Source organism: Peptoniphilus sp. HCN-40583, from assembly GCF_037892835.1.
In the GTDB taxonomy this organism is placed as follows: domain Bacteria; phylum Bacillota; class Clostridia; order Tissierellales; family Peptoniphilaceae; genus Aedoeadaptatus; species Aedoeadaptatus rachelemmaiella.
Genome location: NZ_JBBKBU010000018.1, coordinates 20,774 through 46,791 on the forward strand (window position 1 = coordinate 20,774; position 26,018 = coordinate 46,791).

Below are 26,018 nucleotides of genomic sequence, written 5' to 3' on the forward strand. Positions count from 1 at the left end.
TTTATAATGAAATTTAGGGATGGAATTTGAAATCAAAGATCCACGTGAAACAGCTTCGCGTAGTCCCTGAGGCCGGTTTCGATTTCCTTCAGGGAAAAATTTCCTCGCCGCAATTCTTTTTCGTCGATTCTGAGCAGGGATTCGTAGAAGAGAATGCCCGTGGCGAGATCCGCTTCGCCTTCGTCGAATGCATCGAAGAGGGCGTCTTCCCCTTCGCCGTACTTGCCCTCGGCGGCGAGGGCATAAAGTTTCTGCGACAGCGCGGAAGACGCTGTCTCGGCTTTTTTCTCGTCGCTGAAGCCCATGGGGTAGGCCAGGCCCAAGAGAAATTGAATCAGCTCCTTGATTTGCTGCATAAGAAAGTCGTTTTTAATCATAAAATGCCCCTTTATCTTAGCCGGTCCTGAAATTTAAAAAGGTGGGACCGGTTTTTATCGTTCGTTCGGCGAACATCTATCCTGCGAAGATAGCTTGTCGATTACCGCCTCGCAGAGGGATTCTTGCGTCGCCTTTTCTCCTGAAATTATATTTTCCTCTTTTACGCCCATTTTGACAAGGCATTGTTTTGTCGTATCGCCGATGGCGAAGCAGCATGGAGGAAGAGAGGATAGACCGTAGGCGGCAATGAAATTTTTCACCGCCGAAGGGGATAAGAAGATCGCCCCATCGAAAAGGGCGGGTAGGGGAAGGCATCGCTTCGGCAAAACGGCGCGGTAGATGATTCGATCCGTAGTCGCTGCCATGTTTTTAAGCGCCTCGCCTAAAAAGGGATCGCTTCCCGCACCATGGGGGTAGTAGATGCGATTGGAGGCATTTACAAGGCCTTTCAAATAATCCGCCAAGTGGCGGCCGTCGTAGATCGCCGGATGGCCGTCGGCACGAAGGCCGTAGCGGGCCAAGGCGTGGGCGGTTTTTTCGCCGACGACGTAGATGGAAACACCTGTAAGACTTCGAATGTCGCGATCGTTCAAATAAGCGCGGAAGAAGAGGTCCACGGCGTTTTTCGACGTGAAAATTAAGGTGTCGTAAGAAAAATCTGCCAGATCTTTTTCAAACTGCACCGGATTCACGGCTTCGATTTCGATCATGGGCCGCATAAAAACCTCGGCGCCGTGGGCACGAAGGGATTCGGCCATGGCATCCTGATTGGTTCCGGTTAAAATTATTTTTCGGCCGGTCAGGGGCAGGTGATTCAGCGGCTTCAACATTTGATGAAGATCCACCACCTCGCCTACGACGATAAGGCCGGGGCTTGCGATGTGTTCGGGAAGGCCCTCATCGGCGACAGTTTTCAGGCTGCTGTAAAAAGAGGCCACGTCGCCGTCGTCGGAGGCCTTGAGTACGGCGAGGGGCGTCTCGGGATCCTTTCCCCCGGCCAGAAGATCCTTGGCGATGGACGACACATTTTTCAACCCCATATAGAAGACCAGCGTCCCGGGAATTTTTCCGTAGATGGCAAAGTCTTCGTCGCCATCTGCCCGGTGACCGGTAATAAAGGATACGGAAGTGGCCGTCTCCCGTTGCGTCACGGGAATGCCTGCCATGGCCGGTACGGCGACGCCGGAGGTGATCCCGGAGATCACCTGAAAGGGAATGGCCCGCTCGGAAAGATAAAGAGCCTCTTCACCGCCGCGACCGAAGACGAAAGGATCGCCGCCTTTTAAGCGAAGGACGCGCTTGCCGGCGCGGTAATATTTTTCCAAGAGGCCGTGAATAGCCTCTTGCTTCATGCTGTGTTTGCCGGCCGCCTTTCCCACGTAGATTTTTTCCGCATCGGGGGCAAAATCCAAAATCGACGGATCCATCAAGCGGTCGTAAAGGATAATGTCTGTGCGGGAGAGGGCCTTATAGAGGGCGAGGGTGATGTTGTCGCCGCCGCCGATGCCCGCCCCGGCCAAAATCACGGGATAATTAGTCATCGCCCTTCACCTTTCGCACCAATTCATAGACAACTTCCATGGCCCTCTCTTTGTTCGTCGTGACCGTGGCGTAATTTAAAGCCTCATCCGCAGTTTTTGCAAAGCAGCCGTGGAGAATAATTTCATTCCCATTCTCCTCTATGTGAATGCCGATAGGCGAGGCGCAAGAGGCATTTAACGCCTGTTGATAAGCGCGTTCCACCTTCATGCGAAAGGCGGCGTAAGGATCGGAGGCTTGGGAGAAAATTTTCAAAAGATCCCGCCGATCGTCGGCGAGTTCGATGCCCAAGAGGCCTTGGGAGGGCGAGGGAATAAAGCGCGTGGGATCCAAAACTGCGGTCACTTTTTGAGAAAGCCCTGCCCGCAACAGACCGGCGTAGGCGAGGAGGGTGCCGTCGGCCAAGCCACTCTCCACCTTTTGGATGCGGGTCTCCACATTGCCGCGAATGGGCACAAGGGTGATTTCGGGATAGAAATGCTTCAGCTGGGCAATGCGCCGATTGCTACCCGTGGCGACGACCATGTGGGCCAAATCCGCTTCCTTGAAAGGATCGCCCTTTCCCACGAACACATCCACGTCATCGGGGGCCGTCGGCGGCGGGGCTAAGGTAAAGCCGGGGGGAATTTTCGAAGGCATGTCCTTCAGAGAGTGGACGGCAATATCTATTACACCTTCTCGAAGGGCCCCCTCCAATTCGCCGACAAAGACGCCGTTTTTTCCCACCTGATGGATGGGCAGGTGTTGGACGCGGTCGCCTTTTGTCGAAATAATGACGAGTTCCGCATCGAGGCCCGCCTCATTCAGAATCTCTACGACCTGCTTCGCCTGAATCTTCGCCAGATGGCTTCCTCTCGTTCCTACTTTCAGGGTCATCCCATGCCTCCACATAATTCTTGCTGATTTTCTCTTCGTTCCATAATTCTTCCATAATTTGTGAAATGTGCGCGCTCTTTCGCTCCACCAAAAGCTTTCGTATGCGGTTCATTTCATAAAGCTTTTCTTCGTCGTATTGCGAAAGAAAACCGTCCATATCCGCCTTCACATACTTGCTCACCGTGGGATTGTCCGCGGAAATACTCACCGTGAGGGGGCCGCGGCAAACCACCGATGCCATGTTGAAATCGGACGCTTCGGGATCCGACGTCGAAAGCACGGGCACAGATGCAAGCTTTGCTCGCCGCGTCAGGGCTGCGTTTAGCGCCTCGTCGTCGGTAGCCACAATAAAAAAGTCGTAGGCGAAAAAGCGGAAATCGTCATCGACGGCCTTTTCCTTTAAGAAGATTCGATCGGGATGTGCCGCTGCCAACTCCCTGAGCGCTTCGGAGAAGTTGGGAGAGAGGCAGTAGAAGGTAAAGGACGAAGAAAAAAGCCCTTTGATCTTTGTCGTGGCCGCCTTTCCGCCGCCGACGACGAGTAACTTTTTATCCTTTGTGTCCATCATGAGAGGAAAATATCGCATAGGCCCTCCTTTTTATTTATTCATACTTTCTCTATTATAACAAAGGCGCGGCAGAAAACCCCCAAGACTTGAAACGAAAACGTAACAGCGAAGGGCATTCGTCGTGTTATAATAAGGACAGGTAGGATTTTACAAAGAATACCAGGAGGAAATCATGAAAAAAAACAGAGCAAAAACAGTGGCTACACTGGCCTTGGCCGGCGCATTATTGACGGCACCTTTTGCGGCCGAAGCTGCAAGCTATAAAGATGTCAGCGCCAATAACTGGGCTTATAGTCATATTTCGAAATTAAGCGACTTAAGAATCATTAAAGGCTACGACGACGGCACATTTAAACCGAAACGCAACGTCAGCTATTTGGAAATCTTAGAGCTCCTTAAAGGCATTCAAAATCCCACGAGCACTGAAATGACTCAAGCCATTTCGACGTACGGCTATATCGCCAATACCTACAAGGTACCGACGTGGGCAAAACCTGCCGTGTGTATTGCCCTTCAAAACAAGGTCATCACCGAAGGCAATTTAAAAGCGGCGTATAATCGGCACTACATTAACGACTTAAAGAACGACGATCAATTCCCCGGACGGGAACTGGCCATGGTATATTATGCCAAAGCCTTGGGCGTTCAACCGAAAAAAGATACGTCCAATATTAAAGTGACCGACGCCAACGCCATCGGAAAAACACCGAAAGAACTTATCGGCGATGTAGACGTCAAAGGACTCTTGGCATCCATGATCGATGCGGGCATTTTCCATGCCCTGGGCTCCGACGGACAATTCCAACCCCAGTCTCCGCTGCAAAGAGAACAAATGGCGAAGATTACGGACATTAGCTACGACTATAAAACCGGCGAAACCTTTGAAGGTGAAGTGTTAGCTGTTGTCAAATACAACGATGTTCCCACCTTGTCCATTAAAAATAAAGACGGAAAAAATTTGTCCTTCGTTCTGTCGAAAGATACTACCGTCACCATTAACGGTAAGAGCGCCAAGGTTGATGACCTTAGTTCCGGCAGCAAGGTAAAAGTAAAAGCCTTCGCGCAAACCGGCGGCATCGCTCCCTATCAAGCGGTATCAGTCGACGTGGTTAGCACCGAGTTAAGAGGCGTGGGGCTGATCGACGGTTTCAAATACGATGAAATGCAAATCGCTTATTCCACGAATAAAGATGCCACCGTGGACGGAACCTTTAAGGCGGAAAAGACCGACAGCTTTAAATTAAATAAGGACACGGCCATTACCGTCTTAGGCAAAAAGTCCGAATTGCGATTCCTCAACACGAGAGACATGGTCGTATTCAAGGCACAAGACGGCGTGTTGAAGGAAGTGGAAGTCTTCCCCTACAAAGGAACTGTCAGCGGCGAATTCGTCAATTACGAATACAATCGCTTCGGTAGTACACCTCGCATTATCTTGAAGCTGGAAAACAAAAAAGAACAGGCATTTATCGTCAAGGAAGATAAAACCGCGAAAGACTTGTTTGAACTCACAAACAAGCTGAGCAAGGGCGCCCCCTTAACGCTTAACACCAAATACATGGAAGTAATCAGCGGAAAAGAGACAGAAGGCAAGCTGACCGGTTACTATTTGAGCTCCGATCCCTATACCTTCGGTTCAGGCACATTGGACATCCAGGCGCTTAATGGCGAAAAGAAGAGTGTGCTCATGGACGCCACTATGGACTATACCGGATTTAAGGAAGCAAAGAAGTCTATTACTCCCTTCGATGTTTCCGGCTTATTGAAAAATAACCGGGCATTGATTGAATTAGATTTAGTCGGTGGTAAGATAAAAGCCATTACCGTCAAGGCTATATTAAAAGAACAAAAAGATCTGACTGTGGATGTCAAATATTTCAAAGAGATTGACCATTTGAAACAAAACGGGTATGTTATTGGTTCGGTTAATGATCCGAATAGAATGTATACCGGCTATACATTTACCCTAGATCCATCGAACAACCACTTTAAAGAAAACGAAATGGAAGGTTATGTCGAAACCGCTAAATTTGAAAACATCCTTAGACGGAGAGGGAATCTAAAAATCATCTACAATTTGTATGATGATGGGGGAAATGGGTTGATTGCAAATATTCGCGTGACTGACGGAATCGACACCGTCCCGATTTTAAACAAATCCAAGTAAACCTCAATAAACATTTTCAAAAGGCCCTATGGTTTGTCCCCATAGGGTCTTTTTTGATATAATGAGACGTTAGTATGGGACGGGAGGTAGTTATGGATCCATTTTTGCGAACGCGTTGGCTGATCGGCACAGATGCCGTGGATCGGCTGCAAAACAAGCGGGTGATTGTCTTCGGCGTCGGCGGCGTCGGCGGCTATTGCATCGAGGCCTTGGCACGGACCGGCGTCGGCCGATTGGACATCGTGGATTACGACCGAGTGGATGTTACGAACATCAATCGACAAATTATCGCCACCACGGAAACTGTAGGCGCGCTGAAGGTGGATGTCATGAAAGCGCGCATCGCATCCATCGTGTCCGAGACAGAGGTGCGTACCTATCCCATGATGTTTAATGAAGCCACTGCCGATGAAATAGACTTCAGTGATTACGATTACGTGGTGGATGCCGTGGACCAGGTGACGGCGAAACTTTTAATCATCGAAAAGGCACAAGCCGCCGGGGTGTCTGTCTTATCGGCCATGGGCGCCGGAAATAAATTGCATCCCGAGGCATTGGAGCTGGCCATGCTTTCGGAAACGCAAGTCTGCCCCCTGGCCCGCGTCATGCGCCGAGAAGTGAAGAAGCGAGGCCTCGGTGATTTCCCCGTGGTCTATTCCAAAGAAGCGCCCAAGAAAGTCGAGGGCATGGATGCCCGTTCGCCGGCAAGTATTTCCTTCGTGCCATCTGCGGCGGGGCTGATTGCGGCATCGAAGGTGATTCGAGATTTAGTTCAAAGTGAGAAAGAGGAGCGTCTTGTTAGAGAATTATAATGATCGTCAGAAAGAAGCCATATGCCACACAGAGGGCCCGCTCTTGGTACTCGCCGGGGCAGGCAGCGGAAAGACCCGCGTGGTCACGGGAAAGATCGCCTATTTGATCGAAGAGATGGGCATCTCCCCCTACCGCATCCTCGCCATTACCTTTACGAACAAGGCGGCGAAGGAAATGAAGGAGCGGGTGGCCAAGCAATTGGGCCGCACCGTGGAAGGCATGTGGATCAGCACCTTTCACGCCATGTGTGTGCGCATTCTGCGCGGCGATATCCATCACTTGGGCTACGACAAAAACTTCGCCATTTACGACAGTGGTGATCAAAAGACCCTAATAAAGGACTGCATGAAGGAATTAAACATCAGCAAGGAAATGTTTAAGCCCTACGGCCTCTTGAGCCAAATTTCCACATGGAAAAACGAAGGCACGGATGCGGATGCCGCCATGAAGGAAAATTTCGGCGATTTTTACGGGCGGCAAACGGCGGAGGTCTACCGCCTTTACGAAAAGAAGAAGCGGGAGAACAACGCCCTGGATTTCGACGATCTTTTGGTAAAGACCGTGGAACTTTTTCAACAGAAAAGTGACGTTCTCGCCTATTATCAACAGAAATTCGAATACATTTTTGTCGACGAGTATCAGGATACGAACCACATTCAATACTTACTGGTCAAAATGCTCTCGTCCAAGGCGAAAAACCTTACTGTAGTCGGCGACAACGATCAATCCATCTATCGCTGGCGGGGTGCGGATATCGGCAACATCCTTTCCTTCGAGAAGGATTTTCCCGGTGCGAAGACCATTTTACTGGAGCAAAATTACCGCTCCACCACGCCCATATTGGATTGCGCCAACGCCCTTATCGCCAACAATCCCAAATTGAAGGAAAAGAATTTGTGGACGGCGAAAAGCGGCGGCGATTCCGTGGTCTATCGGGAGTTTTACCACAACACGGAAGAAGAAATGGCCGTGGTGCAAAAGATGCAGCATTTAAATTACAAGGGCACGGCCTTTGGTGACATGGCGATTTTATACCGCACCAATGCCCAGTCCCGTGGCTTTGAAGAGGCCCTCATGCGTGAGGGGATTCCCTACCGCGTCGTGGGCGGGCTGCGTTTTTACGACCGCAGGGAAATCAAGGATGTCATCGCCTATTTGTCGGCAATAAACAATCCGAAAGACGATATCAGCATCAGCCGCATTGTGAATGTGCCGAAAAGGGGTATAGGTGATACGACCTTAGAAAAGCTCGGCAGTTTTGCAGGGGCACGTGGCATGAGCCTCTTCGCCCTGATGGAAGAGTTGGAAAACTATCCGGAGCTGAAAATTCGCGCACAGAAAAACATTCGCGAGTTTGTGAATTTGATTCATCTTCTGCAAAACAAGGCGGCGGAGCTCAGCCTGGCGGAACTGGTGGAGGCGATTCTCTTCGAAAGTGGCTACGCCGACGAACTGAAGCGGGAGGACACGGTGGAATCCCGCACACGCCTGGAAAATGTGGAGGAATTCATTTCCGCTGCGGCGGAATTTGAAGAGGCCAATCCGGACATGAGCCTCACCGACTACCTGGGCAATCTCAGTTTAATATCCGATAAAAATGAATTAGACGACGAATCTCACGCCGTGAAACTCATGACCATTCACGGCGCCAAGGGGCTTGAATTTCCCGTTGTCTTCGTGGTAGGTCTTGAGGAGCGATTATTCCCAACCTCGAGAAGCTACGACGACGAGGAAAGCATGGAAGAGGAGCGCAGGCTCATGTATGTGGCGGTCACGCGGGCGGAAGAAAAGCTCTTTCTCTCCTCGGCCAAATCCCGCACCCTTTACGGCAAGCGCAACAGCGCCATGAAGAGCCGCTTTGTGGAAGAGATTCAAGACAAAATCACCGTCCACGAAGAAGCACCGCGGAAGAAGGATTTAAAAAGCCGCCACGACATTTACACCGGCGCGCCGGTCGAGCAAAAGCCCGTGAAAAAAGCGGAGTCCCTGCCTGAATTGAAGGTAGGCGATACGATTATTCACAAGAAATGGGGCGAAGGGATGCTCGTGCAGTTAAAAGGAGACGAAGGCGTTATTTCTTTTGAAGGCAAGGGGCTGAAGACCCTGAACTTGAAGGTGGCGCCCATTCGAAAGAAGGAATAAAATGGAGAAGATGCGGGAGATCATCGATCAATTAAATACCTGGGCCCATGCCTATTACACCTTGGATGCGCCTCTGGTGGACGACAAGACCTACGACGCCCTTTACGACAAGCTCGTCGCCATGGAAAAGGAGACGGGGGAGGTGGCGGCGGATTCGCCTACCCGTCGCGTCGGCGGCGATCTCTTGGAAGGCTTTGAAAAGTTTACCCACGAAAAGCCCCTTTATTCCCTGGACAAGGTTCAGAGTTACGAGCAGCTCAAGGCATGGTGCGATCGCATGCACGCAGCCGGTGCCGACGATGAGGGCTACATGGCGGAGCTGAAATTCGACGGCCTCACGATTTCCTTTACCTACGACGACGGCAAGCTCACCCGCGCCGTCACCCGGGGCAACGGCACCGTGGGCGAAGTGATTACGGCGCAGGCGGTGACCATTTCCACCGTGCCCTTAAGCATTCCCTTTACGGGCCACCTGGTGGTGCAGGGCGAAGGGCTTATGCCCTACAAGAGCCTTAAAAAATACAACGAGACGGCGGCGGAGCCTTTGAAAAATCCGAGAAACGGTGCCGCCGGCGCCTTGAGAAATCTCGATCCCAAGGAAACCAGACGGCGCAGACTTACGGCCTATTTATATAATCTCACCGATGCCGAGGGCATGGTTTTTGAGACCGACGAGGAAATAAAGACCTTTTTAAGAGAACAGGGTTTTCTCGTGCATCCCATGACCCGTCGCTGCAAGGATTTCCTCGAAATTTTAGACTACATCAAAGAAGTGGAACGCATCCGTGGCGATTTAGATGTCATGATCGACGGCATCGTCCTTAAAATCAACGACGTCGCCAAGCGCGACGCATTGGGCTACACGGTGAAATTTCCTCGCTGGGCCATTGCCTACAAATTCGAGGCGAAAGAAGTGGTCACGAAACTTCTCGATGTGGAATGGAATGTGGGACGCACGGGGAAAGTGACGCCGACGGCCATCTTGGCGCCGGTGGACATCGACGGCGTAACCATTCAGCGGGCCACTTTAAATAATTACGACGACATTTTACGAAAAGGCGTGCGCATCGGCGGCGAGGTCCTTTTAAGGCGAAGCAATGACGTGATTCCTGAAATTTTAGAGGGAATCGGCGAAGAAGGTGATAGAATAGAGATGATCACCAAATGTCCTGCCTGCGCCACGGAATTGGTGCAAGACGGCGTACACAGCTTCTGCCCCAATACCATCGGCTGCGAGCCCCAGCTCGTGGCGCGAATCGATCACTTCGCCTCTCGCGACGGTATGGACATTACGGGGCTCAGCGAGAAGACGGCGGAAAAATTAATCGCCGCCGGCCTTTTACACGAAATCCCGGATATATACGCGTTGAAGCGTGACGACCTCATGGTTCTCGAGGGCTTCGGCGAAAAGAAGGCGGACAACCTTTTAAGCGCCATCGAGAAATCGAAAGAAGTCAGCTTCAAGCGCTTTATCTACGCCTTGGGCATCGGTCAGGTGGGCATCAAAACCGCCGGCGATTTGGCGGATCACTTCGCCGATTTCGACGCCCTTTCAAAGGCGGATGCGGCACAGCTTGAGACTATCGAAGACATCGGCCCTGAGACGGCGAAGGAGATTCAGCTCTTCTTTACCGATCCTGTCATCGGCGGCTACGTCCACGATTTAATGGATGCGGGGATCAAACTGGTCTACGAAGCACAGAAAAAATCCGGCGTCCTCGACGGCATGACCGTGGTGCTTACGGGCACGTTGTCGAAGCCGAGAAACGAAGTGAAAGCGGCCCTGGAAGCGGAAGGGGCGAAGGTTACGGGCTCCGTCTCGAAAAAGACCGATCTGGTTCTCGCCGGAGAAGCGGCGGGCTCGAAAGCGGAAAAAGCGGAAGAATTAGGCGTAGCCGTCTTATCGGAAGAAGCCTTTATAAGAAAGTGGGGAGACCTCCTATGAAAAAAGACGAAATCAGACATATTGCGGAAATTTCCAAACTTTATTTCACCGATGAAGAATTGGAAGGCATGGTAAAAGAATTTTCCGACACCATGGATTTGGTGGATACGATTAAGCAGGCCAATGTGCACTGTTCGCCCACCTTCCATACGAATGTGTTGCCCAATCGCCTGCGGGACGACGAAATTCGCCCGTCTCTGGATCGGGAAGACGCCACAGGCAATGCCGTGGCCGTGAAGTACGGCTACTTCGAAATCATTAAATTTGTGGAATAAGGAGGCCTCATGAATCTGACCCAATTAAGCGGCTTAGAAACCAGACAACTTTTCCTCGACGGGAAAATCACCTGTACGGAATTGGTGGAAGCCTATTTAGAAAACATTAAGCGGGACGACGAGGATTTAAACGTCTTTATTACCGTCACCGATGAGATGGCCCTTGAAAAGGCCAAGGAACTGGACGAAAAGCGTTCGAAAGGCGAAGAGCTCGGCAAAATGGCCGGCATGGTCGTCACCATAAAAGACAATATCGCCGTGAAAGACGTGCGCATGACCTGTGCATCGAAAATGCTCGCCGATTTCATCTCCCCCTACGACGCCGTGGTTACCACGAAATTAAAGGCGGCAGATGCCATTATTATCGGCAAGGTCAATTTAGATGAATTTGCCATGGGCTCCTCCACGAAGACATCCTATTTCGGCACCACGAAAAATCCCGTGGACAGGACCCGCGTCTCCGGCGGCTCTTCCGGCGGAAGCGCAGCAGCTGTAGCGGCCAATTACTGTTCCATCAGTCTCGGCACCGACACCGGCGGCTCCGTGCGTCAACCGGCCTCCTTCTGCGGCGTCGTGGGCATGAAGCCTTCCCACGGGAGCATTTCCCGCTACGGCGTGACCTCCATGGCCAATACCTTCGATCAAGTGGGCGTTTTGGCCCACACCGTCGACGATGTGGCGTATGTTTTGGAAATCCTGGAAGGATCCGACCTTCGAGACGCCACCTGCATCGGCAACGATTCGCTGAAGGCCGAAGCCATAAAAGGGGCGAAGCCTTTGAGCCAATTAAAGGTCGCCATTCCCGACACCTTTAAGACTTTCGAAGTGGAAGATTCCGTGCGAGATGCCTTCCAACGCACCGTAGACTATATGCGAGATGCGGGGGCACAAATTGAATACGTCCACATCGCCAGCTTGGATCTGGCCATCGCCGTGTACCATATTTTGGTTAACGGGGAAATCGCGCCGAATATGAGCCGCTTCGACGGCATTTTATACGGCTTTATCGCCGAGGATTACGGCAACATCGACGAGCTCTACATCAGGACCCGCAGCGAAGGCTTTGGCGACGAAGTGAAGCGGCGGATCATGATCGGCTCGTATATTATGAGCATGGATCACTCCAAGGAATATTTCGAACATTCTCTGGAAATGCGCCATACCATGATGAGCGAATTTAATGAAGTATTCGAAACACACGACGTGATCCTCTGTCCTACCTCGCCGACGGTGGCACTGCCTATCGACAAAAACATGACGCCGGTACAAATCTACATGCTGGATTTGTTTACCGTCCCCGTCAACCTTATCGGTACCGGCGGCATCAGCGTGCCCGCATCGACGAAAGACGGTCTTCCCGTAGGGATTCAAATTATTCCGAAGAAGAGCCACGACAATCAAGCCATTGCCACGGCGAAAGAATTGGAGGGAAATATCTAATGGGTTACAAGACAATTGTTGGATTGGAAATCCACGTCGAATTATCCACGAAGACCAAGGCCTTCTGCGGTTGCGAAAATGCCTATGGCAGAGAGCCCAACACCTGCACCTGCCCGGTGTGCTTGGGTCTTCCCGGCGCCACCCCCGTGTTAAACAAAGGTGCCGTAGAGCGGGCCATTGAAATCGCTACGGCATTTCATATGCGCATCAATCATAAATCCACTTTCTCCAGAAAAAATTATTTTTATCCCGACCTAACCAAGGGCTATCAAATCACGCAAACAGACGAAGCGGTGGCCAACGACGGTTACATTGAAATTGAAACGGAAGAGGGCTCGAAGAAAATCGGCATCCACCAAATTCAATTGGAAGAAGACACGGGCAAGAGCCTGCACACGGAAAAAGGCACCACCCTCATGGACTACAATCGCTGCGGCGTGCCCTTGGTGGAAATCGTCTCCGAGCCGGACATGGCATCGGGTTTAGAAGCGCGCCTCTTTTTGGAAAAACTGAGAAACACCCTGCGCTATTTGGAAGTCAGCGACGTGAAGATGGAAGAAGGCTCCCTGCGTTGCGACGTCAATGTCAATATTAAGAACACGGAAACCGGGGAGCGAAGTGCCATTTCCGAAGTGAAGAATCTGAACTCCTTCCGCGCCGTTGAAAAGGCCATCGACTACGAAGTGGCCCGCCAAATCGAGCTCATGGAAAAGGGCGAGACGGAACTTCGCGCCACCCGCCGCTGGGACGATGCGGAAAATAAAACCGTGATTATGCGCGTGAAATACACGGCAAGCGACTATCGTTTCGCCCCGGAAGGGGACTTGGGCCCGCTCTTTATCGACGACGAATGGATCGAAAAGGTACGTGCCGGCATGGCGGAACTTCCCGATGTGAAGATCGCCCGCTTTATGGACACCTACGGCCTGAAGGCATACGATGCGAAAGTTATTTGCGGTTCGAAAAAAGTGGCCAACTATTTTGAAGAAGTGGCCAAACACTTTACGGACTACGACATGCTTTCCAATTGGTTTATGACGGAATTTTTGCGTCGTATTGAAGTCTCCGACGACGGTGAAATGAACGTCCCCTTCGAAGGCAAAGACTTCGCTTACCTTCTGGAGCAAATCAAGTCCGGAAAGATCAACAACAATGCCGGAAAGAAAGTCTTCCGCAAAATGTGCGAAGAAGGCAAAAAGCCTGAAGCCATTATCGAAGAAGAAGGCCTGGTGCAAATTGGCGACGCCTCCGAAATCGAAGCCATGGTGAAGGAAGTCTTGGCGGATAATCCCGAGTCCGTTGAACAATACAAGGCGGGCAAAGACCGCGTCGTGGGCTTCCTCGTAGGCCAAGTCATGAAGAAAAGTCGCGGCAAGGCCAATCCTCAAATGGCCAACGAAATGCTCGTGAAGTTTCTTAATCAATAAGAGAGGGCATGTGCAGTGGAAAGTGTGATTACTTCGGCCATTACCCAATACGGTTACTTGGCCGTCTTCGCATTGATTTTTATTGAAAATGTGTTTCCGCCCATTCCCTCGGAAGTGATTTTGCTTCTCGGCGGCTTCTTTGTCGGGCGGGGCAATCTGTCCTTTCTTCCCACCACCTTGTCGGCTACGGCGGGCTCTCTTTTAGGGGCCTATATCCTTTACGGCATCGGTCGTTTGGTGCCCACGGTAAAAATATACGACTCTGCCGAGCACGGTTGGATGGGAAAGCTGGGCTTTAAGAAAAAAGAAATCATGGGCGTGGTGAATACGTTCGAGGACAAGGGAAAGATCCTCGTTCTCGTCGGCCGCTGCGTGCCCGTGGTTCGCAGCTTGATTTCCATTCCCGCCGGCATGGTATCCATGCGGCTTTCCGTGTTTTCTTTACTCACGGCGGCGGGTTCTTTCGTATGGAATTGCGTGCTTACCTTTCTCGGCTACAAGACCGGCGAAAATTGGCACGTGATCCTTACCTATTTGGATTACTACAAATATGCCATCGTGGCCATATTGGCGGTTATCGCCGTCTGCTACTTGATTTGGCATTTTAAGCAAAAGGAAGCAGAATGAAATATAAACGCATGGAAGAAGCGGTTTTTCTTAACAGGGAAAATCGCTTTATTGCTATGGTAGAAAAAGACAATCAACCGATTCGGGTTCACGTACCCAATACCGGCCGATGCCGGGAGCTTTTCGTCCCCGGCGTAAAGGTGCTTTTAGAAGGGGCGGACCCCGCGAAAAAACGAAAGACCCCTTATAGCCTGGTCACGGTTTACAAGGGGGAAAATCCCATAAACATCGACTCCCAGGCCCCCAATCAATTGGCGGCGGAATATTTTGACGGTGGGCCCTATTTAAAGGGCTTCGGAAAAATTCTCTCCTACAAACGGGAGGTCACCGAGGGAGACAGCCGCTTCGACTTTTACCTCAAGGGCACAGAGGGCGAGGGCTTTTTGGAAGTGAAGGGCGTCACCTTGGAAGAAGACGGGCTGGCGAAATTTCCCGACGCTCCCACCGTGCGGGGCGCGAAGCATCTCCGCGAATTAGGCGACATGGCTGCTGAAGGAAAATGCTGCGGCGTGTTATTTGTGGTGCAGATGAAAGGCGTGTGGGGCTTTACGCCCAATGAAGGGATGGATCCGGACTTCGCCTCGGCACTGAGGGAGGCGGAAGTGAAGGGGATGAATGTCTTCGTCGCGGACACTTCCGTGAACGGCCCGATCATGGCCGTGGACAAGCCCGTGGTCTATTTCAGCAAAGCACCATTGGATCTCGTGAAGGCGAAAGAAGGGGATTTACATCGCGTCGTAAACTTTATCGATTCAGCCCGGGCGGCACTAAAGGCCGATGGCGTGGATCAATGGCAGGGAAAGGACCCCACGCCGGAGGATCTCTTGGAAAACATCAAGGCCGGCTGTTGCTACTTTTTTAAAGACGATGCCGTCGCGGGCATGGCCGTATTAAAAGAAGGGGCGGATGCGACGTACGATGTTATCGACGGAAAGTGGCTTACCGATGGGGACTACCTTACGATTCACCAATTCGTTGTCGATCGTGAAAGAAAAGGCGAGGGCATGAGCCGGCGCATGATGGAGCGGATCTTCGCCTATGCAAGGTTTAAGGACATTCCCGCCATTCGCATCGACACCCACGCCGACAATTTCCGTATGCGAGGATTAATCGAGTCGTCGGGCTTTACCTACTGCGGTATCATTACCGTGGCCGACGGCACCGAGCGGGTGGCTTATGAGCAGGTGATTTTATGAAGCGACTACTTTTATCTGCCGGCCATTCCGGCGCGGGCAAGACATCCATTACCATGGGAATCATCGGTGCCCTCATTCGCCGGAAAATGACGGTGGCCTCGGCGAAAATAGGCCCCGATTACATCGATCCCATGTATCACCGCGCCCTCGGGGCGTACGGTGTGAATCTGGATCGCCATTTGATGGATGACGAATACATTCTTCACCTCATGGCCCGATTGGAGAAAAAGGACGTCATCGTCATGGAAGGGGCCATGGGTTATTACGACGGCATGGCCACCACGACGACGTGTTCGGCGGCGGAGATGGCGAATTTCACGAAGACGCCGACGATCTTCATTGCATCGGGGCGGGGAAAAGGCGCGAGCCTTGGCGCGGAGCTGCAGGGCTTTTTAAATTACGGGAAAAATACCATTTCAGGTGTGATCTTGAACCACACGAAGCCCGCCATGGCGTCCTACTACGAAAAAATCATCAAAGAAGCCACGGGCCTTCCTCTTTTCGGCTGCATTCCCGATTTGGATCAGGATTTGCCCGAGCGGTATTTGGGTCTAGAGCGGCCGGAGGAGATCAAAAATTTTCGTGCCTTCGCCGATCAATGGGCGGATGTCGTGGAAAACTACGTGGACTTAGACAAGCTCCTCGCTGCCTGCGAAACAAAATCCGTCGGTCGTGAAATGACGATGACTCCTTTGCCGAAAAAAACTCCCGTGGCCATTGCGAAGGACGAAGCCTTTTTCTTTTATTATGAAGACGTCCTCGAGGATCTTTCCGAGCGCGGCGTGGAATGGATTCCCTTCTCGCCCCTCGCGGATCCTCTGCCCAAAGGGATCTGCGGCGCATACCTTGGCGGCGGCTATCCGGAGCTATACAAAGAGGCTCTTGGGAAAAATAAAGCCCTCGGGCGGGATTTAAAATCCTTTGCGGAAAAGGGCGGCGTCCTCATCGCTGAAGGTGGCGGATTTATGAGTCTTTTGGAAAAAATCGACGGAAGCACGGCCTTCGGGCTCTTTCCCGGCGAGGCGATAATGACCGATCGCCTGCAACACTTTGGCTATCAGGTAATAGCGGCGGAAGAAGACGGGCTCCTTTTAAAGGCAGGCGAATCGGCGCCCGTCCACGAATTTCACTACAGTTTTGCCCATGAGGAGGGGCAGGACCTTCTCATCCAAAAGCCGGGCGGCAGAGTGAAGAGACGCACGGCACATCACGAAAAAAATGTTTATGCCGGCTATCCCGAACTTCACATAAGCGGCAACGAGAAACTGAGAGAAAATATTCTGAAGGCATTAAAGGAGGCGACACCGTGGCAGGGTTAATGGTATTGGGCACGGCATCCAACGCGGGGAAGAGCGCCATGGTGGCGGCGCTTCTGCGCATTTATGCCAACAGAGGCTACCGGGTGGCGCCCTTTAAGGCGCAGAACATGGCATTAAACAGCGGCATCACCGCCGACGGCTCGGAAATCGGGCGGGCGCAAATCGTACAGGCGGAAGCGGCGCGGATCCCCGCCGACGTGCGCATGAACCCCATTCTCTTAAAGCCCACGGCGCCGGGGGTGAGCCAGGTCATCGTCGGTGGCCGCGTCTATAAAAATCTCGAGACCCGCGCCTATTACGCCGAGAAGAAAAAGCTCTTTCCGAAAGCCCTGGCGGCCTACGAATCCTTGGCCGAGGAATTCGACTTTGTCTTGTGCGAAGGGGCGGGGAGCGCCTCGGAGATCAATTTAAAGAGCGTGGACATGGTGAACATGGGCTTTGCCAAGGCGGCGGATATTCCCGCCATCTTGATCGCCGACATCGATCGCGGTGGCATGTTCGCCTCCGTGGTAGGCACATGGGAGCTCTTCGATGAGGACGAGCGAAGAAGGCTCAAGGGCATCGTCGTGAATCGCTTCCGCGGCGATGTGTCGATTTTAGAGCCGGGCCTCAAAATTTTAGAAGAGCGCACCGGCGTGCCCGTCCTCGGCGTCGTGCCCTATGCCGACGTGCGACTGGAGGCGGAAGATTCCCTGGCCATGGAGTTTCGCGAAACGGATCACGGGGCCGTGGACATCGCCGTGATTCGCCTGCCCCACATTTCCAATGTCACCGACGTGGCGCCCTTTCAAATGATGGCCGATGTTTCCGTCCGCGCCATTACCCGGGTGGAAGAATTCGGCGAGCCGGATCTCTTGATTATCCCCGGGACGAAAAACACCATGGCTGATTTAAAGTGGCTGAAGGAAACGGGGATCTATGCCCGCGTCCTGCGCCACGCCGAAAGAGGCGGCGCCATCTTCTCCATTTGCGGCGGCTTTCAAATGATGGGAGACACTCTTTCCGATCCGGATTCCGTGGAAAGCGGCGGCACCATGGAAGGGCTCAAGCTCTTTCCCATGGACACCGTCTTTTCAAAAGAAAAGAAGCAATGCCGCGTGGAAACGACGATTACCGCATCCGTAGGTCTGCTGAAAAATTTGGCCGGAGAAAAAGTGGCGGGTTATGAAATCCATATGGGTGAGAGCAAAATAAAAGAGGCGGGCGGAATGGATATGCTGACGGCATCCGGCGGCGTCGCAAGAAAAGGCCGCCTCTACGGCACCTACATCCACGGCTTTTTCGACGCTCCTCATATCGCCGAAGGAATCGTGGCCGCCCTGAAGAAAGAAAAAAATCTGCCGGTGCAAGAGACTATGGACTACACCGCCTTTAAAGACAGCCAGATCGAAAAACTGGCCGCTGTGGTGGAAGAGGCGCTGGATATGGAGAAGCTGGATGAAATTTTGGGCCTGTTGTAAAGGGAGGCGACCATTGAAGATACTGATGATCGAAGACGACGAGACCATCGTCTATGGCGTGAAAACTTATCTGGCCCGGTATGACATGGATGTGGTAGCGGCGAGTCGATTGTGTGATGTAGGCGAAGAGCAAATTCGCTCCGCCGATCTGCTCATTCTCGACGTGAATCTTCCCGACGGATCGGGTTTCGATTTTTTAAATTGGGTCCGTTCTTTTTCTAAACTGCCCATTCTCATGCTTACGGTAAAAGGCGACGAAGACTATGTCGTGAAGGGCTTGTCTCAAGGGGCCGATGAATACGTGGCGAAGCCATTTTCCCTTCCCGTACTGAAGGCGCGAATTGACAATCTTTTTAAGCGTCGCGGACCGGAAGAAGAGTTGTTGGAATTTAAAGAGTTGATCTTGGACAGGCAATCGAAGATGGCGATTTTGCGGGACGATGCAGTGGACTTAAACAGGCAGGAATTTGATCTACTGGCCATGCTATTGGCACATCGGGGCAGAAAATTGTTGCGAAGCCAATTAATCGACGAGGTATGGGGCTTTGGCGGCGAAGTGAACGATAATACACTCACCGTCGCCGTGAAGCGCCTTCGCAAGAAGCTGGGACCTTACGGCCATTTTATAAAAACTGTGCGGGGCATGGGCTATTTTTGGGAGGATGGCGATGACTAAAAGACAGACCCTATTGATCCTATCGCTGAATCTCATCCTTTCCATGGTTGTAGTTGCTTTCTTTCCGCGCTTCGATTGGTTGACCGTCGCGCTATTTTTCATGATTAACGCAGGGCTTTACTTTGCCATCGATCGTTTTGAAGGGAAAGCTTCCATGGAAATGGGAGAGAAGATCGACGGCATGATCGATCTTTTACATAAAGCGGATCCCCAGTCCCGTGTCGATGAGGCCGCAGAAGACGATTTTTCTAAGCTGAGAGATGAAATTGTGAAGATTACTTCAGAAAACAGGCGTATCGCTCAAGAGGCTGAGAGGCGTCGCGTTCAACTGACGGAGTATACGGAAGATATCGCCCATCAAATCAAGACGCCCATTACAGGAACCTTGCTTATGCTGGATCTCATCGACGATGCATCGGACAAAGAGGCCCTTGAACGTATGGGCCGATCCATGGAGCGCCTCTTGGGCCTTTCCGATGCGCTACTTAAATTGGCGGCGGTGGATAGTGACGTGGTGGCGATGAAAAAAGAAGCGGTTGACGGTATGGAGCTGGCGACAACCGTAGCGGAAGGATTGGAAAGTGCCTTCGGGAGAGAAAAGATCCCTTGCACTATTTATGGCGAATCAGTGGTTCTCTATTGCGATAAGAAATGGACCTATGAAGCCCTGTTTAATCTGGCAAAGAATGGCATGGAAGCGTCCAAAGAAAGAGGCATCGCCATGACTTTCATAAAAACCAATGTCTACAAATCCATTGTCGTCGAAGATTTCGGCGAAGGCATGGATCGGGACACCTTGGAACAAGCATTTCGGCGCTTTTATAAAAAAGATCCCAACACACCTGGCTTTGGCGTCGGCCTCCCCATGGCAAGGGCGATTATGAAAAGACAAGGCGGCGATCTCCTCTATACAAAAGGCAAGGAATCAAATCGATTTGAGCTGCGCTTTTACGAATAAACGAGGCATCGGTACTCGGTCACCGACCGGTCACTTTCACTTGATATCGTAGGCTCAGAAAAGGAGGAAGGTTATGCCTATTGTAAAAACAGTGAATCTTACGAAGACCTACGGTCGGTCGGTGGAAGTCCGCGCTCTTGACGGCGTGAATTTTCAATTGGAAAAAGGAGACTTGGTGGCGATCATCGGCGACAGCGGATCGGGAAAGTCCACCTTACTCCACCTTTTGGCGGGTATCGACAGACCCACCGGCGGCGAAATTTATATTCAAGATAAAAACATTACCACCCTCAGTAACGAGGAAATGACCATTTTCCGCCGACGAAACATCGGAGTCATCTATCAATTTTTCAATCTGATCCCGAATATTACGGCACGGAAAAATATCTTGCTCCCCCTGCTACTCGACGGAAGGAGGGAAGATGAGGCTTATTTTAAAGAGATTATTTCGATTCTCGGGATCAAAGATAAATTGGATCGCTATCCGAAACAACTTTCCGGTGGCGAGCAACAGCGGGTAGCCATCGCCCGAAGCTTAATCACGAGACCCGCCCTGATTTTAGCGGACGAGCCCACGGGAAACTTGGATCGCCGCAATTCCGAAGAAATCACCGCCCTTTTCCGATTGGTCAACGAGCGCACCGGCTCCACCATGGTCGTCGTGACCCACGATGAAAAGGTGGCCAACAGCTGCCAAAAAATTTTTCGCATGATCGATGGAAAACTCTTCCCTTCGGAGGTGTAGACGATGAAAATCATCGGTGAATTAGCTGCTTCCGTGGTCAATGCCGGCAAAAAAGACGCCTTGGCGGTAAAAACAAGCATACTGCTTGCCGTGATTATGATGGGAAGCATTGTATTTGACGTCACTTCTTTTAGAAAAGCGGAAGCTGAATACTTTATTGCTAATCAAGGCGATTACCACGCGTCCATTGCCGAGGTCGACGGTTCTTTTTACGATGAGCTAAAAAAGAATCCGGGCATCGAAAAAATGGCCTTCGATCGCATTGTAAAAACGGACCGAAACGCCGTGATTTACGAACGGGAGGATTGCTTCAATCATTTAAAAGGCTTCGAACCCGTCGAGGGCAGGCGGCCGGAAAAAGACGACGAATTGTTGGTGCCCGATTCGTTTTTGATGCGCAATCGAGACCTGCATTTGAACAGCACATTGGAGGCGGAAGGGAAGACTTATCGGATCGTAGGCGTTTACGAGAACCCCGAAATATCGTTTGATGAGTCTTATCTGATCGGACGCTTGGGAGATGTGTCGAAAGACGAGCTGTTCGAAGGATCAAGCGGAATCGAAGCCTATATTTGGTACAAAAATCCGCGAGATACTTACACCCTGACGCGGGAGATTTTACAGAAGCGAGGCATCGATCCGAAGACGGCGGAAAGTCAGGGGCGATTGGGTTACAACACCTCTCTCTTGAATTATAAAATGATCTATCCCAATGGAATTATCCCTCCGAGAAGTGTAATATCTCAGGCGTTGGACTCGTATATTCCCATAAGTCTGTTGGCGCTCTTGTTTGCCTTTATTATTTACGGCGCTTTTAACGTGTGGAACAGTCGGGATCAGCGGGAGATCGCTCTGTTAAAAAGCGTGGGCATGACGGAGAAACAAGTAAAGAAAATGATTCGCAGGCGTGCTTTTCTTTTGGCGAGGGGGCCGATTCTGCTGGGCACGGCTCTGGCCTATGGTGTGGCCAACGGACTCTTGTATTTAATGTGGCGCAACAATGCCAAGAGCATTTATGCTATGTCCGACATATTAAGCGAGCGAATTAAGGCGCCGGATTTTCAGCCGGTGGGCCTTTCGCCCTATGTGGTTTTGGCCATTTTAATTTTATCTGCGGCGACGGTTTATCTATCCGCCATGATGCCGGCGAAGCGCTGCGGGAAATTAAATATTATCGAGGGATTAAACGGCCTGTCGGAAAAAGACGGGCGGCTGGGTCCGTCGAAAGTAAGGGGAAAAATCGAAAGGACCTTGGCCAAGGATTATTACCTTTCTTACAAGAGAACTTACCGTACGATCCTTTTGTCCACGGCGCTTTCGGCCGTCATTCTCACCGTGGTCATGGTGTCCGGCGCCTATGGCGAGCTCACTGATACCTACGATAAATTTCGCAGTCCCTATTCTTTTTCATCGACTATCTTTACGCCGGGATCGATGGATCCCCAAATGACCGAGGACCTAAAGGCTCTAAAAGGTGCGGATGAATGGCATTTCTATCGCAAGCAAGACTTTAAGTGCTTTGTCGGAGACAACGGTGCGTTTTTTTCGGCACCCATGAAAAAGGCGTTAAAAGATGGAAAGAAGTCAAAGGAATTGTATGCCAGGATGTACGGACTTACCGACGAGGATTACGAGAAGCTTTTAGAGGTGAATGGATACGATAACGACACGGCGTATTTACTCTTAAATAAAACCGCCGCCGACGACAGCAGTCCCTATGCCTTTCGGAAATACATTCCCGTCACTGATAAAAGCGGGGCCGTGAAGCTGCGCTACGCCGCGGAGGGCAAAGTGATGGCCATCGGCATCGGCGGCGTGATCGACGAGATGCCATACGCCATCGAGCCCATGACGGCCCGAGAAGTGTCCTTGTTTACGCGACAGTCCACCATGGAGGCGTTTTTCCAAAAGGAAGGACACGATCCGTCGGATCCGGTCAACTACTACAATATAAAAATGCGAGCGGACAAAAACGTGGACAAAGTATCCGAAGATTTCGAGAAAGTCATCGCCTCTTATATTCCGAAGACCGACCACTCCACCTTAACTCAAGCCATGAGTCGGGCTTTGGATAATGAGGCGGAGAGGAATGTACGCGTACTGAACGGAGGCATTCAAGGGATTCTCATCCTCATTGCTTTGACCAATGCTTACAATAGTTTCATTGGCAACCTGCGGGCGAGAAAGAGGGAGTTTCAACTGCTTATGACGGCGGGCATGACTCAAAGGCAAATGAAATCCATGGTTTACAGAGAAGGCGGCATGCTCTTTTTGCGGCTACTTGTCCTTTACGGTATCTTGCTTCCCGTGGTCATCTTAGGGCGATCGGCGAGGAGCAAATTCGCCATTGCTTTCGCCGCGAAAAATCTTTTCCTCACGACGAACTATCTGCCTATTGCTTTGGTCTTCGTCGTCATGGGCATCGGGATCAGCTTTTCCATAAGAAAGGGTTTAAAGCAAGTATTCGTTGAAGATTTAAATTGAATTGCGCTCAAAAAAGGACTTCTCAGGTTGGGAAGTCCTTTTTCCATGAAAAAATCGGCACAAGGAGCCTTATGCCGATTGGTTATTTTTATTCGACGGTGACGGATTTCGCCAGGTTTCTCGGCTTATCCACGTCGTTGCCCAAAAGGACGCTCACTTTGTAGGCGAGGATTTGTTGGGGCAAGACGGCGAGAATGGGGGCGTAGAGATCGGAAATGGCGGGGATGCGAATCAAGTCGTCGGCCACTTCGTCGATGTGGGCGCTCACATCGTCGGTGATGACGATGTTGTAGGCGCCTCTGGCTTTCACTTCTTTAATATTGGAAATGCTTTTTTCCACGAGAAGGGATTGGGTGATAATGGTGACGATGGGAATTCCCTCTTCCACCAAAGCGATACTGCCGTGTTTTAATTCGCCGGCGGGCATGGATTGGGCGTGGATGTAGGAGATTTCCTTGAGTTTCAAGGCGCCTTCCTTGGCGCTTAAATAGTCGATGCCGCGGCCCAAGTAGAAGATGGCCCGGTGCGAGGCGAGGCGATTGGCAATGGGATCCAAATCATCTACATGCTCTAAAATGGATTCGATTTTTTCCGGAACGCCGGAGAGCTCTTCGATGGCAACCTTCACCGCTTCTTCGTCGTAGGTACCCAGCTTGTAGCCGAAGTCCAGAGCCAAAAGATAGAGACTCAAGAGCTGAGTGGAGTAGGCCTTGGTGCTGGCCACGGAAATTTCCGGGCCGGCGTCGCAGTAAATGACCTTGTCGCTTTCACGGTCGATGGAAGAGCCCAGCACATTGGTAATGGCGAGGACCTTCGCGCCCCGTTGTTTCGCTTCACGAAGCACGGCCAAGGTGTCGCCGGTTTCGCCGGATTGGCTCACGACGATGAGCAAACTGTTTTCGTTTAAGAAAGGCATGTTGTAGCGGAATTCCGATGCGATTTCCGCCGTAATTTCTTTTTGCATGGCATCTTCCAAGGCGCGTTTGCCCACTTCGGAGGCGTGGAAGGCCGTGCCGCAGGCGATCATAAAAACGTGGTCGAAGGCTTCGATTTCATCTTTCGTAAAGGATTGGTCGCCGAAGCTTACGAAGCCGTCTTTTACTTTGCGAAGCAAACAGTCGCGAATGGCCTTGGGCTGTTCGAAGATTTCTTTCATCATGTAGTGGTCGAAACCTTCTTTGCCGGCGCTTTCCATGCTCCATTCCACGGTTTTGATTTCCTTGTCGATGACCTTGCCGTTGTTGTAGATGGTGTACTTGCCATTTTCGATGACTACAAGGTCGTCGTTGTCTAAATAGATGACGTCCCGCGTGTAGGCCAAGAGGGCGGGGATATCCGATGCGGCGAAAATGCCGTCGTCGGCGATACCCAAAATCAAGGGCGATTCTCTGCGGGTAACGATTAACGTTTCAGGATCGTCGGGGGAGAGGACGGCCAGGCTGAAAGTGCCGCGAAGTTCTTTCGTGGCTTCTTCCACAGCGGCTTTTAAATCGCCGTGAAGCTTCGATGCGATTAAATTGGCCACCACTTCCGTATCCGTTTCGGAATAGAAGGTAAAGCCTTCTTCCATGAGGCGGTTTTTAATGGCCTGGAAGTTTTCGATGATGCCGTTGTGTACCACGGCCACTTTGTGGTCGCAGGACACGTGGGGGTGGGCATTGGTCTCGCTGGGCACGCCGTGGGTGGCCCAACGGGTATGGCCGATGCCGTTGTGCCCCTCCAGGGGATGGGCGCGAAGCTTTTCTTCTAGCGCTTCCAAACGGCCGGCGGCCTTTGTTACTTTTAATAAACCGTGGTCGATCATGGCGATGCCGGCGCTGTCGTAGCCGCGGTATTCTAATTTTTCAAGTCCCTGAAGAATGCGCTCTTCAGCATTTTCCTTGCCGTTAAAGGCAACAATTCCACACATAATATCCTCCTAATCTCGGGAGCTGCCGTATTGATTTTGTGCCGAGATTGCTCCGGGTTTTGTACAATACTCAGGTTGCAGACCTATGAAGCATCCGCCGAAAATTCGATCACTTCATCCCTCGTCCACCTAAAAGGTGCTGGCGCTTAGTTTCTTCTCCCGTTCAAATAAATTGCGTACGTATTTCATTATACCATAGCTTTCGCATTTAAGAGAACCGCGACAATCTTGACGGAAACACAGGGGATTGTTATGATAAAGAGCAGTAAAAGGCAAATAGCCACGATCATTAGGAGGTAATTTAATGACAGAAGCAAATAAAGTATTGGCGTCCATCGGCAATGTAGATATTCACGAATCCGATGTCGATGCCTATTTAAAGAGCATGAATCCCCAAATGGCCATCCAATTCCAGGGGGACGAAGGCAAAAAACACATTTTAGACGAATTGGTACGCCAAGAGCTTTTGCTGTTGGATGCATTGGACAAGAAGATGGACGAAGACGAAGAGTTTAAAAAGGTCTTTGCGGACACGAAGAAGTCCCTTTTAAAATCCTATAACTTCAGCAAGACCATCGAAGGCGTGGAAGCCACGGAAGAAGACATGAAGAAATTCTACGAAGAAAACAAGCAATTCTTCAAGAAGCCTGAATCCGTTCACGCCGCACACATTTTAGTCGACGAGGAAGCCAATGCCGCCGATCTCGCCAAGCAAGCCCGCGAAGGCGCTGACTTCGGTGAACTGGCGAAAGAACACTCCACTTGCCCCTCCAATCAAAACGGCGGGGACTTAGGCTCCTTCGCTCGCGGACAAATGGTGCCGGAATTCGACGAAAAAGTCTTCGGCATGAAAGACGGCGAAATTTCCGATCCCGTGAAGACTCAATTCGGCTACCACATCATTAAGCGCATCGAAGGCAATCCGGAAGAAGAAAAGAGCTTCGACGAAGTGCGCGGTGAAATTCAAATGGAACTGACCCGCCAAAAACAACAAGAACGCTACCTGGAAAAAGTGGCCGAACTGGAAAAGAAATACAAAGTTGAATACAAATAAAATGAGCGGCTTCGGCCGCT

The 26,018-nt window shown here is 51.2% G+C and carries 21 protein-coding genes; 16 read left to right on the plus strand and 5 right to left on the minus strand.

Going from position 1 to position 26,018, the window contains the following annotated elements; translation table 11 throughout:
* Positions 1-32 precede the first annotated feature (32 nt).
* The 4 genes from WKT05_RS06705 to WKT05_RS06720 are packed head-to-tail and all read right to left on the minus strand — an operon-like array spanning position 33 to position 3,379.
* A complete protein-coding gene (locus tag WKT05_RS06705) occupies positions 33-377 on the minus strand; it encodes a DUF6483 family protein (protein WP_340413468.1) in 345 nt (114 codons plus the stop codon).
* Between the two features lie 54 nt (positions 378-431).
* Positions 432-1,919: a uroporphyrinogen-III C-methyltransferase gene (gene cobA / locus WKT05_RS06710; protein WP_340413469.1), complete on the minus strand. Its 1,488-nt coding sequence runs from the start codon at positions 1,917-1,919 to the stop codon at positions 432-434.
* Positions 1,912-2,793: a hydroxymethylbilane synthase gene (gene hemC / locus WKT05_RS06715; protein WP_340413470.1), complete on the minus strand. Its 882-nt coding sequence runs from the start codon at positions 2,791-2,793 to the stop codon at positions 1,912-1,914. The genes cobA and hemC overlap by 8 nt, the downstream gene beginning before the upstream one ends.
* Entirely contained in the window at positions 2,717-3,379 is a 663-nt protein-coding gene (locus WKT05_RS06720) for a precorrin-2 dehydrogenase/sirohydrochlorin ferrochelatase family protein (RefSeq protein WP_340413471.1), read from the minus strand. The genes hemC and WKT05_RS06720 overlap by 77 nt, the downstream gene beginning before the upstream one ends.
* A 154-nt stretch (positions 3,380-3,533) precedes the next feature.
* Here WKT05_RS06720 and WKT05_RS06725 point away from each other — a divergent pair, with 154 nt between their 5' ends.
* From WKT05_RS06725 to WKT05_RS06795, 15 genes are all read left to right on the plus strand, one after another.
* Positions 3,534-5,528 (plus strand): S-layer homology domain-containing protein, encoded by a 1,995-nt coding sequence (locus tag WKT05_RS06725; protein ID WP_340413472.1) that lies wholly within the window; start codon positions 3,534-3,536, stop codon positions 5,526-5,528.
* A 92-nt stretch (positions 5,529-5,620) separates the two neighbouring features.
* Entirely contained in the window at positions 5,621-6,340 is a 720-nt protein-coding gene (locus WKT05_RS06730) for a tRNA threonylcarbamoyladenosine dehydratase (RefSeq protein ID WP_340413473.1), read from the plus strand.
* On the plus strand, positions 6,324-8,483 hold the full coding sequence (locus WKT05_RS06735; protein WP_340413474.1) for an ATP-dependent helicase: 2,160 nt from the start codon (positions 6,324-6,326) through the stop codon (positions 8,481-8,483). Before WKT05_RS06730 ends, WKT05_RS06735 begins: the two co-directional genes overlap by 17 nt.
* A gap of 1 nt (position 8,484) precedes the next feature.
* Positions 8,485-10,428, plus strand: a complete 1,944-nt coding sequence (ligA, locus tag WKT05_RS06740) for an NAD-dependent DNA ligase LigA (RefSeq protein WP_340413475.1) — start codon at positions 8,485-8,487, stop codon at positions 10,426-10,428.
* Positions 10,425-10,703 (plus strand): Asp-tRNA(Asn)/Glu-tRNA(Gln) amidotransferase subunit GatC, encoded by a 279-nt coding sequence (gene gatC, locus WKT05_RS06745; RefSeq protein WP_215507325.1) that lies wholly within the window; start codon positions 10,425-10,427, stop codon positions 10,701-10,703. Before ligA ends, gatC begins: the two co-directional genes overlap by 4 nt.
* 9 nt (positions 10,704-10,712) lie before the next feature.
* A complete protein-coding gene (gene gatA / locus WKT05_RS06750; RefSeq protein WP_340413476.1) occupies positions 10,713-12,143 on the plus strand; it encodes an Asp-tRNA(Asn)/Glu-tRNA(Gln) amidotransferase subunit GatA in 1,431 nt (476 codons plus the stop codon).
* Positions 12,143-13,570, plus strand: coding sequence for an Asp-tRNA(Asn)/Glu-tRNA(Gln) amidotransferase subunit GatB (gatB, locus tag WKT05_RS06755; RefSeq protein ID WP_340413477.1), 1,428 nt, complete (start codon positions 12,143-12,145; stop codon positions 13,568-13,570). Before gatA ends, gatB begins: the two co-directional genes overlap by 1 nt.
* A gap of 15 nt (positions 13,571-13,585) precedes the next feature.
* The gene (locus WKT05_RS06760) at positions 13,586-14,197 is read left to right on the plus strand and encodes a DedA family protein (protein ID WP_340413478.1); all 612 of its coding nucleotides are present in this window, start codon (positions 13,586-13,588) and stop codon (positions 14,195-14,197) included.
* A complete protein-coding gene (sfsA, locus tag WKT05_RS06765; RefSeq protein ID WP_340413479.1) occupies positions 14,194-15,393 on the plus strand; it encodes a DNA/RNA nuclease SfsA in 1,200 nt (399 codons plus the stop codon). Before WKT05_RS06760 ends, sfsA begins: the two co-directional genes overlap by 4 nt.
* Positions 15,390-16,712, plus strand: a complete 1,323-nt coding sequence (locus WKT05_RS06770; RefSeq protein WP_340413480.1) for a cobyrinate a,c-diamide synthase — start codon at positions 15,390-15,392, stop codon at positions 16,710-16,712. Before sfsA ends, WKT05_RS06770 begins: the two co-directional genes overlap by 4 nt.
* Complete coding sequence (locus WKT05_RS06775; protein WP_340413481.1) at positions 16,700-18,172, plus strand: cobyric acid synthase; 1,473 nt, start codon at positions 16,700-16,702, stop codon at positions 18,170-18,172. The genes WKT05_RS06770 and WKT05_RS06775 overlap by 13 nt, the downstream gene beginning before the upstream one ends.
* Positions 18,173-18,185: 13 nt before the next feature.
* Positions 18,186-18,848 (plus strand): response regulator transcription factor, encoded by a 663-nt coding sequence (locus WKT05_RS06780; protein ID WP_340413482.1) that lies wholly within the window; start codon positions 18,186-18,188, stop codon positions 18,846-18,848.
* Positions 18,841-19,806, plus strand: coding sequence for a sensor histidine kinase (locus WKT05_RS06785; RefSeq protein WP_340413483.1), 966 nt, complete (start codon positions 18,841-18,843; stop codon positions 19,804-19,806). Before WKT05_RS06780 ends, WKT05_RS06785 begins: the two co-directional genes overlap by 8 nt.
* 73 nt (positions 19,807-19,879) lie before the next feature.
* Complete coding sequence (locus WKT05_RS06790; protein ID WP_340413484.1) at positions 19,880-20,551, plus strand: ABC transporter ATP-binding protein; 672 nt, start codon at positions 19,880-19,882, stop codon at positions 20,549-20,551.
* 3 nt (positions 20,552-20,554) lie between these two features.
* Complete coding sequence (locus WKT05_RS06795) at positions 20,555-23,035, plus strand: ABC transporter permease (RefSeq protein ID WP_340413485.1); 2,481 nt, start codon at positions 20,555-20,557, stop codon at positions 23,033-23,035.
* Positions 23,036-23,123: 88 nt separating this feature from the next.
* Here WKT05_RS06795 and glmS read toward each other — a convergent pair whose 3' ends face one another.
* Positions 23,124-24,944: a glutamine--fructose-6-phosphate transaminase (isomerizing) gene (gene glmS, locus WKT05_RS06800; protein WP_340413486.1), complete on the minus strand. Its 1,821-nt coding sequence runs from the start codon at positions 24,942-24,944 to the stop codon at positions 23,124-23,126.
* 304 nt (positions 24,945-25,248) lie between these two features.
* On the opposite strand from glmS, the gene WKT05_RS06805 reads away from it, so the two are divergent.
* Positions 25,249-25,998 (plus strand): peptidylprolyl isomerase, encoded by a 750-nt coding sequence (locus tag WKT05_RS06805; protein ID WP_340413487.1) that lies wholly within the window; start codon positions 25,249-25,251, stop codon positions 25,996-25,998.
* Positions 25,999-26,018 lie beyond the last annotated feature (20 nt).

What these genes read in the sequence shown, in the direction of transcription:
- hemC (WP_340413470.1), bottom strand. Translation starts at nt 2,793, where the DNA reads ATGACCCTGAAAGTAGGAACGAGAGGAAGCCATCTGGCGAAGATTCAG.
- WKT05_RS06795 (WP_340413485.1), top strand. Translation starts at nt 20,555, where the DNA reads ATGAAAATCATCGGTGAATTAGCTGCTTCCGTGGTCAATGCCGGCAAA.
- ligA (WP_340413475.1), top strand. Translation starts at nt 8,485, where the DNA reads ATGGAGAAGATGCGGGAGATCATCGATCAATTAAATACCTGGGCCCAT.
- WKT05_RS06785 (WP_340413483.1), top strand. Translation starts at nt 18,841, where the DNA reads ATGACTAAAAGACAGACCCTATTGATCCTATCGCTGAATCTCATCCTT.
- WKT05_RS06705 (WP_340413468.1), bottom strand. Translation starts at nt 377, where the DNA reads ATGATTAAAAACGACTTTCTTATGCAGCAAATCAAGGAGCTGATTCAA.
- WKT05_RS06725 (WP_340413472.1), top strand. Translation starts at nt 3,534, where the DNA reads ATGAAAAAAAACAGAGCAAAAACAGTGGCTACACTGGCCTTGGCCGGC.
- gatA (WP_340413476.1), top strand. Translation starts at nt 10,713, where the DNA reads ATGAATCTGACCCAATTAAGCGGCTTAGAAACCAGACAACTTTTCCTC.
- glmS (WP_340413486.1), bottom strand. Translation starts at nt 24,944, where the DNA reads ATGTGTGGAATTGTTGCCTTTAACGGCAAGGAAAATGCTGAAGAGCGC.
- WKT05_RS06805 (WP_340413487.1), top strand. Translation starts at nt 25,249, where the DNA reads ATGACAGAAGCAAATAAAGTATTGGCGTCCATCGGCAATGTAGATATT.
- WKT05_RS06770 (WP_340413480.1), top strand. Translation starts at nt 15,390, where the DNA reads ATGAAGCGACTACTTTTATCTGCCGGCCATTCCGGCGCGGGCAAGACA.
- sfsA (WP_340413479.1), top strand. Translation starts at nt 14,194, where the DNA reads ATGAAATATAAACGCATGGAAGAAGCGGTTTTTCTTAACAGGGAAAAT.
- WKT05_RS06790 (WP_340413484.1), top strand. Translation starts at nt 19,880, where the DNA reads ATGCCTATTGTAAAAACAGTGAATCTTACGAAGACCTACGGTCGGTCG.
- gatB (WP_340413477.1), top strand. Translation starts at nt 12,143, where the DNA reads ATGGGTTACAAGACAATTGTTGGATTGGAAATCCACGTCGAATTATCC.
- cobA (WP_340413469.1), bottom strand. Translation starts at nt 1,919, where the DNA reads ATGACTAATTATCCCGTGATTTTGGCCGGGGCGGGCATCGGCGGCGGC.
- WKT05_RS06720 (WP_340413471.1), bottom strand. Translation starts at nt 3,379, where the DNA reads ATGCGATATTTTCCTCTCATGATGGACACAAAGGATAAAAAGTTACTC.
- WKT05_RS06730 (WP_340413473.1), top strand. Translation starts at nt 5,621, where the DNA reads ATGGATCCATTTTTGCGAACGCGTTGGCTGATCGGCACAGATGCCGTG.
- gatC (WP_215507325.1), top strand. Translation starts at nt 10,425, where the DNA reads ATGAAAAAAGACGAAATCAGACATATTGCGGAAATTTCCAAACTTTAT.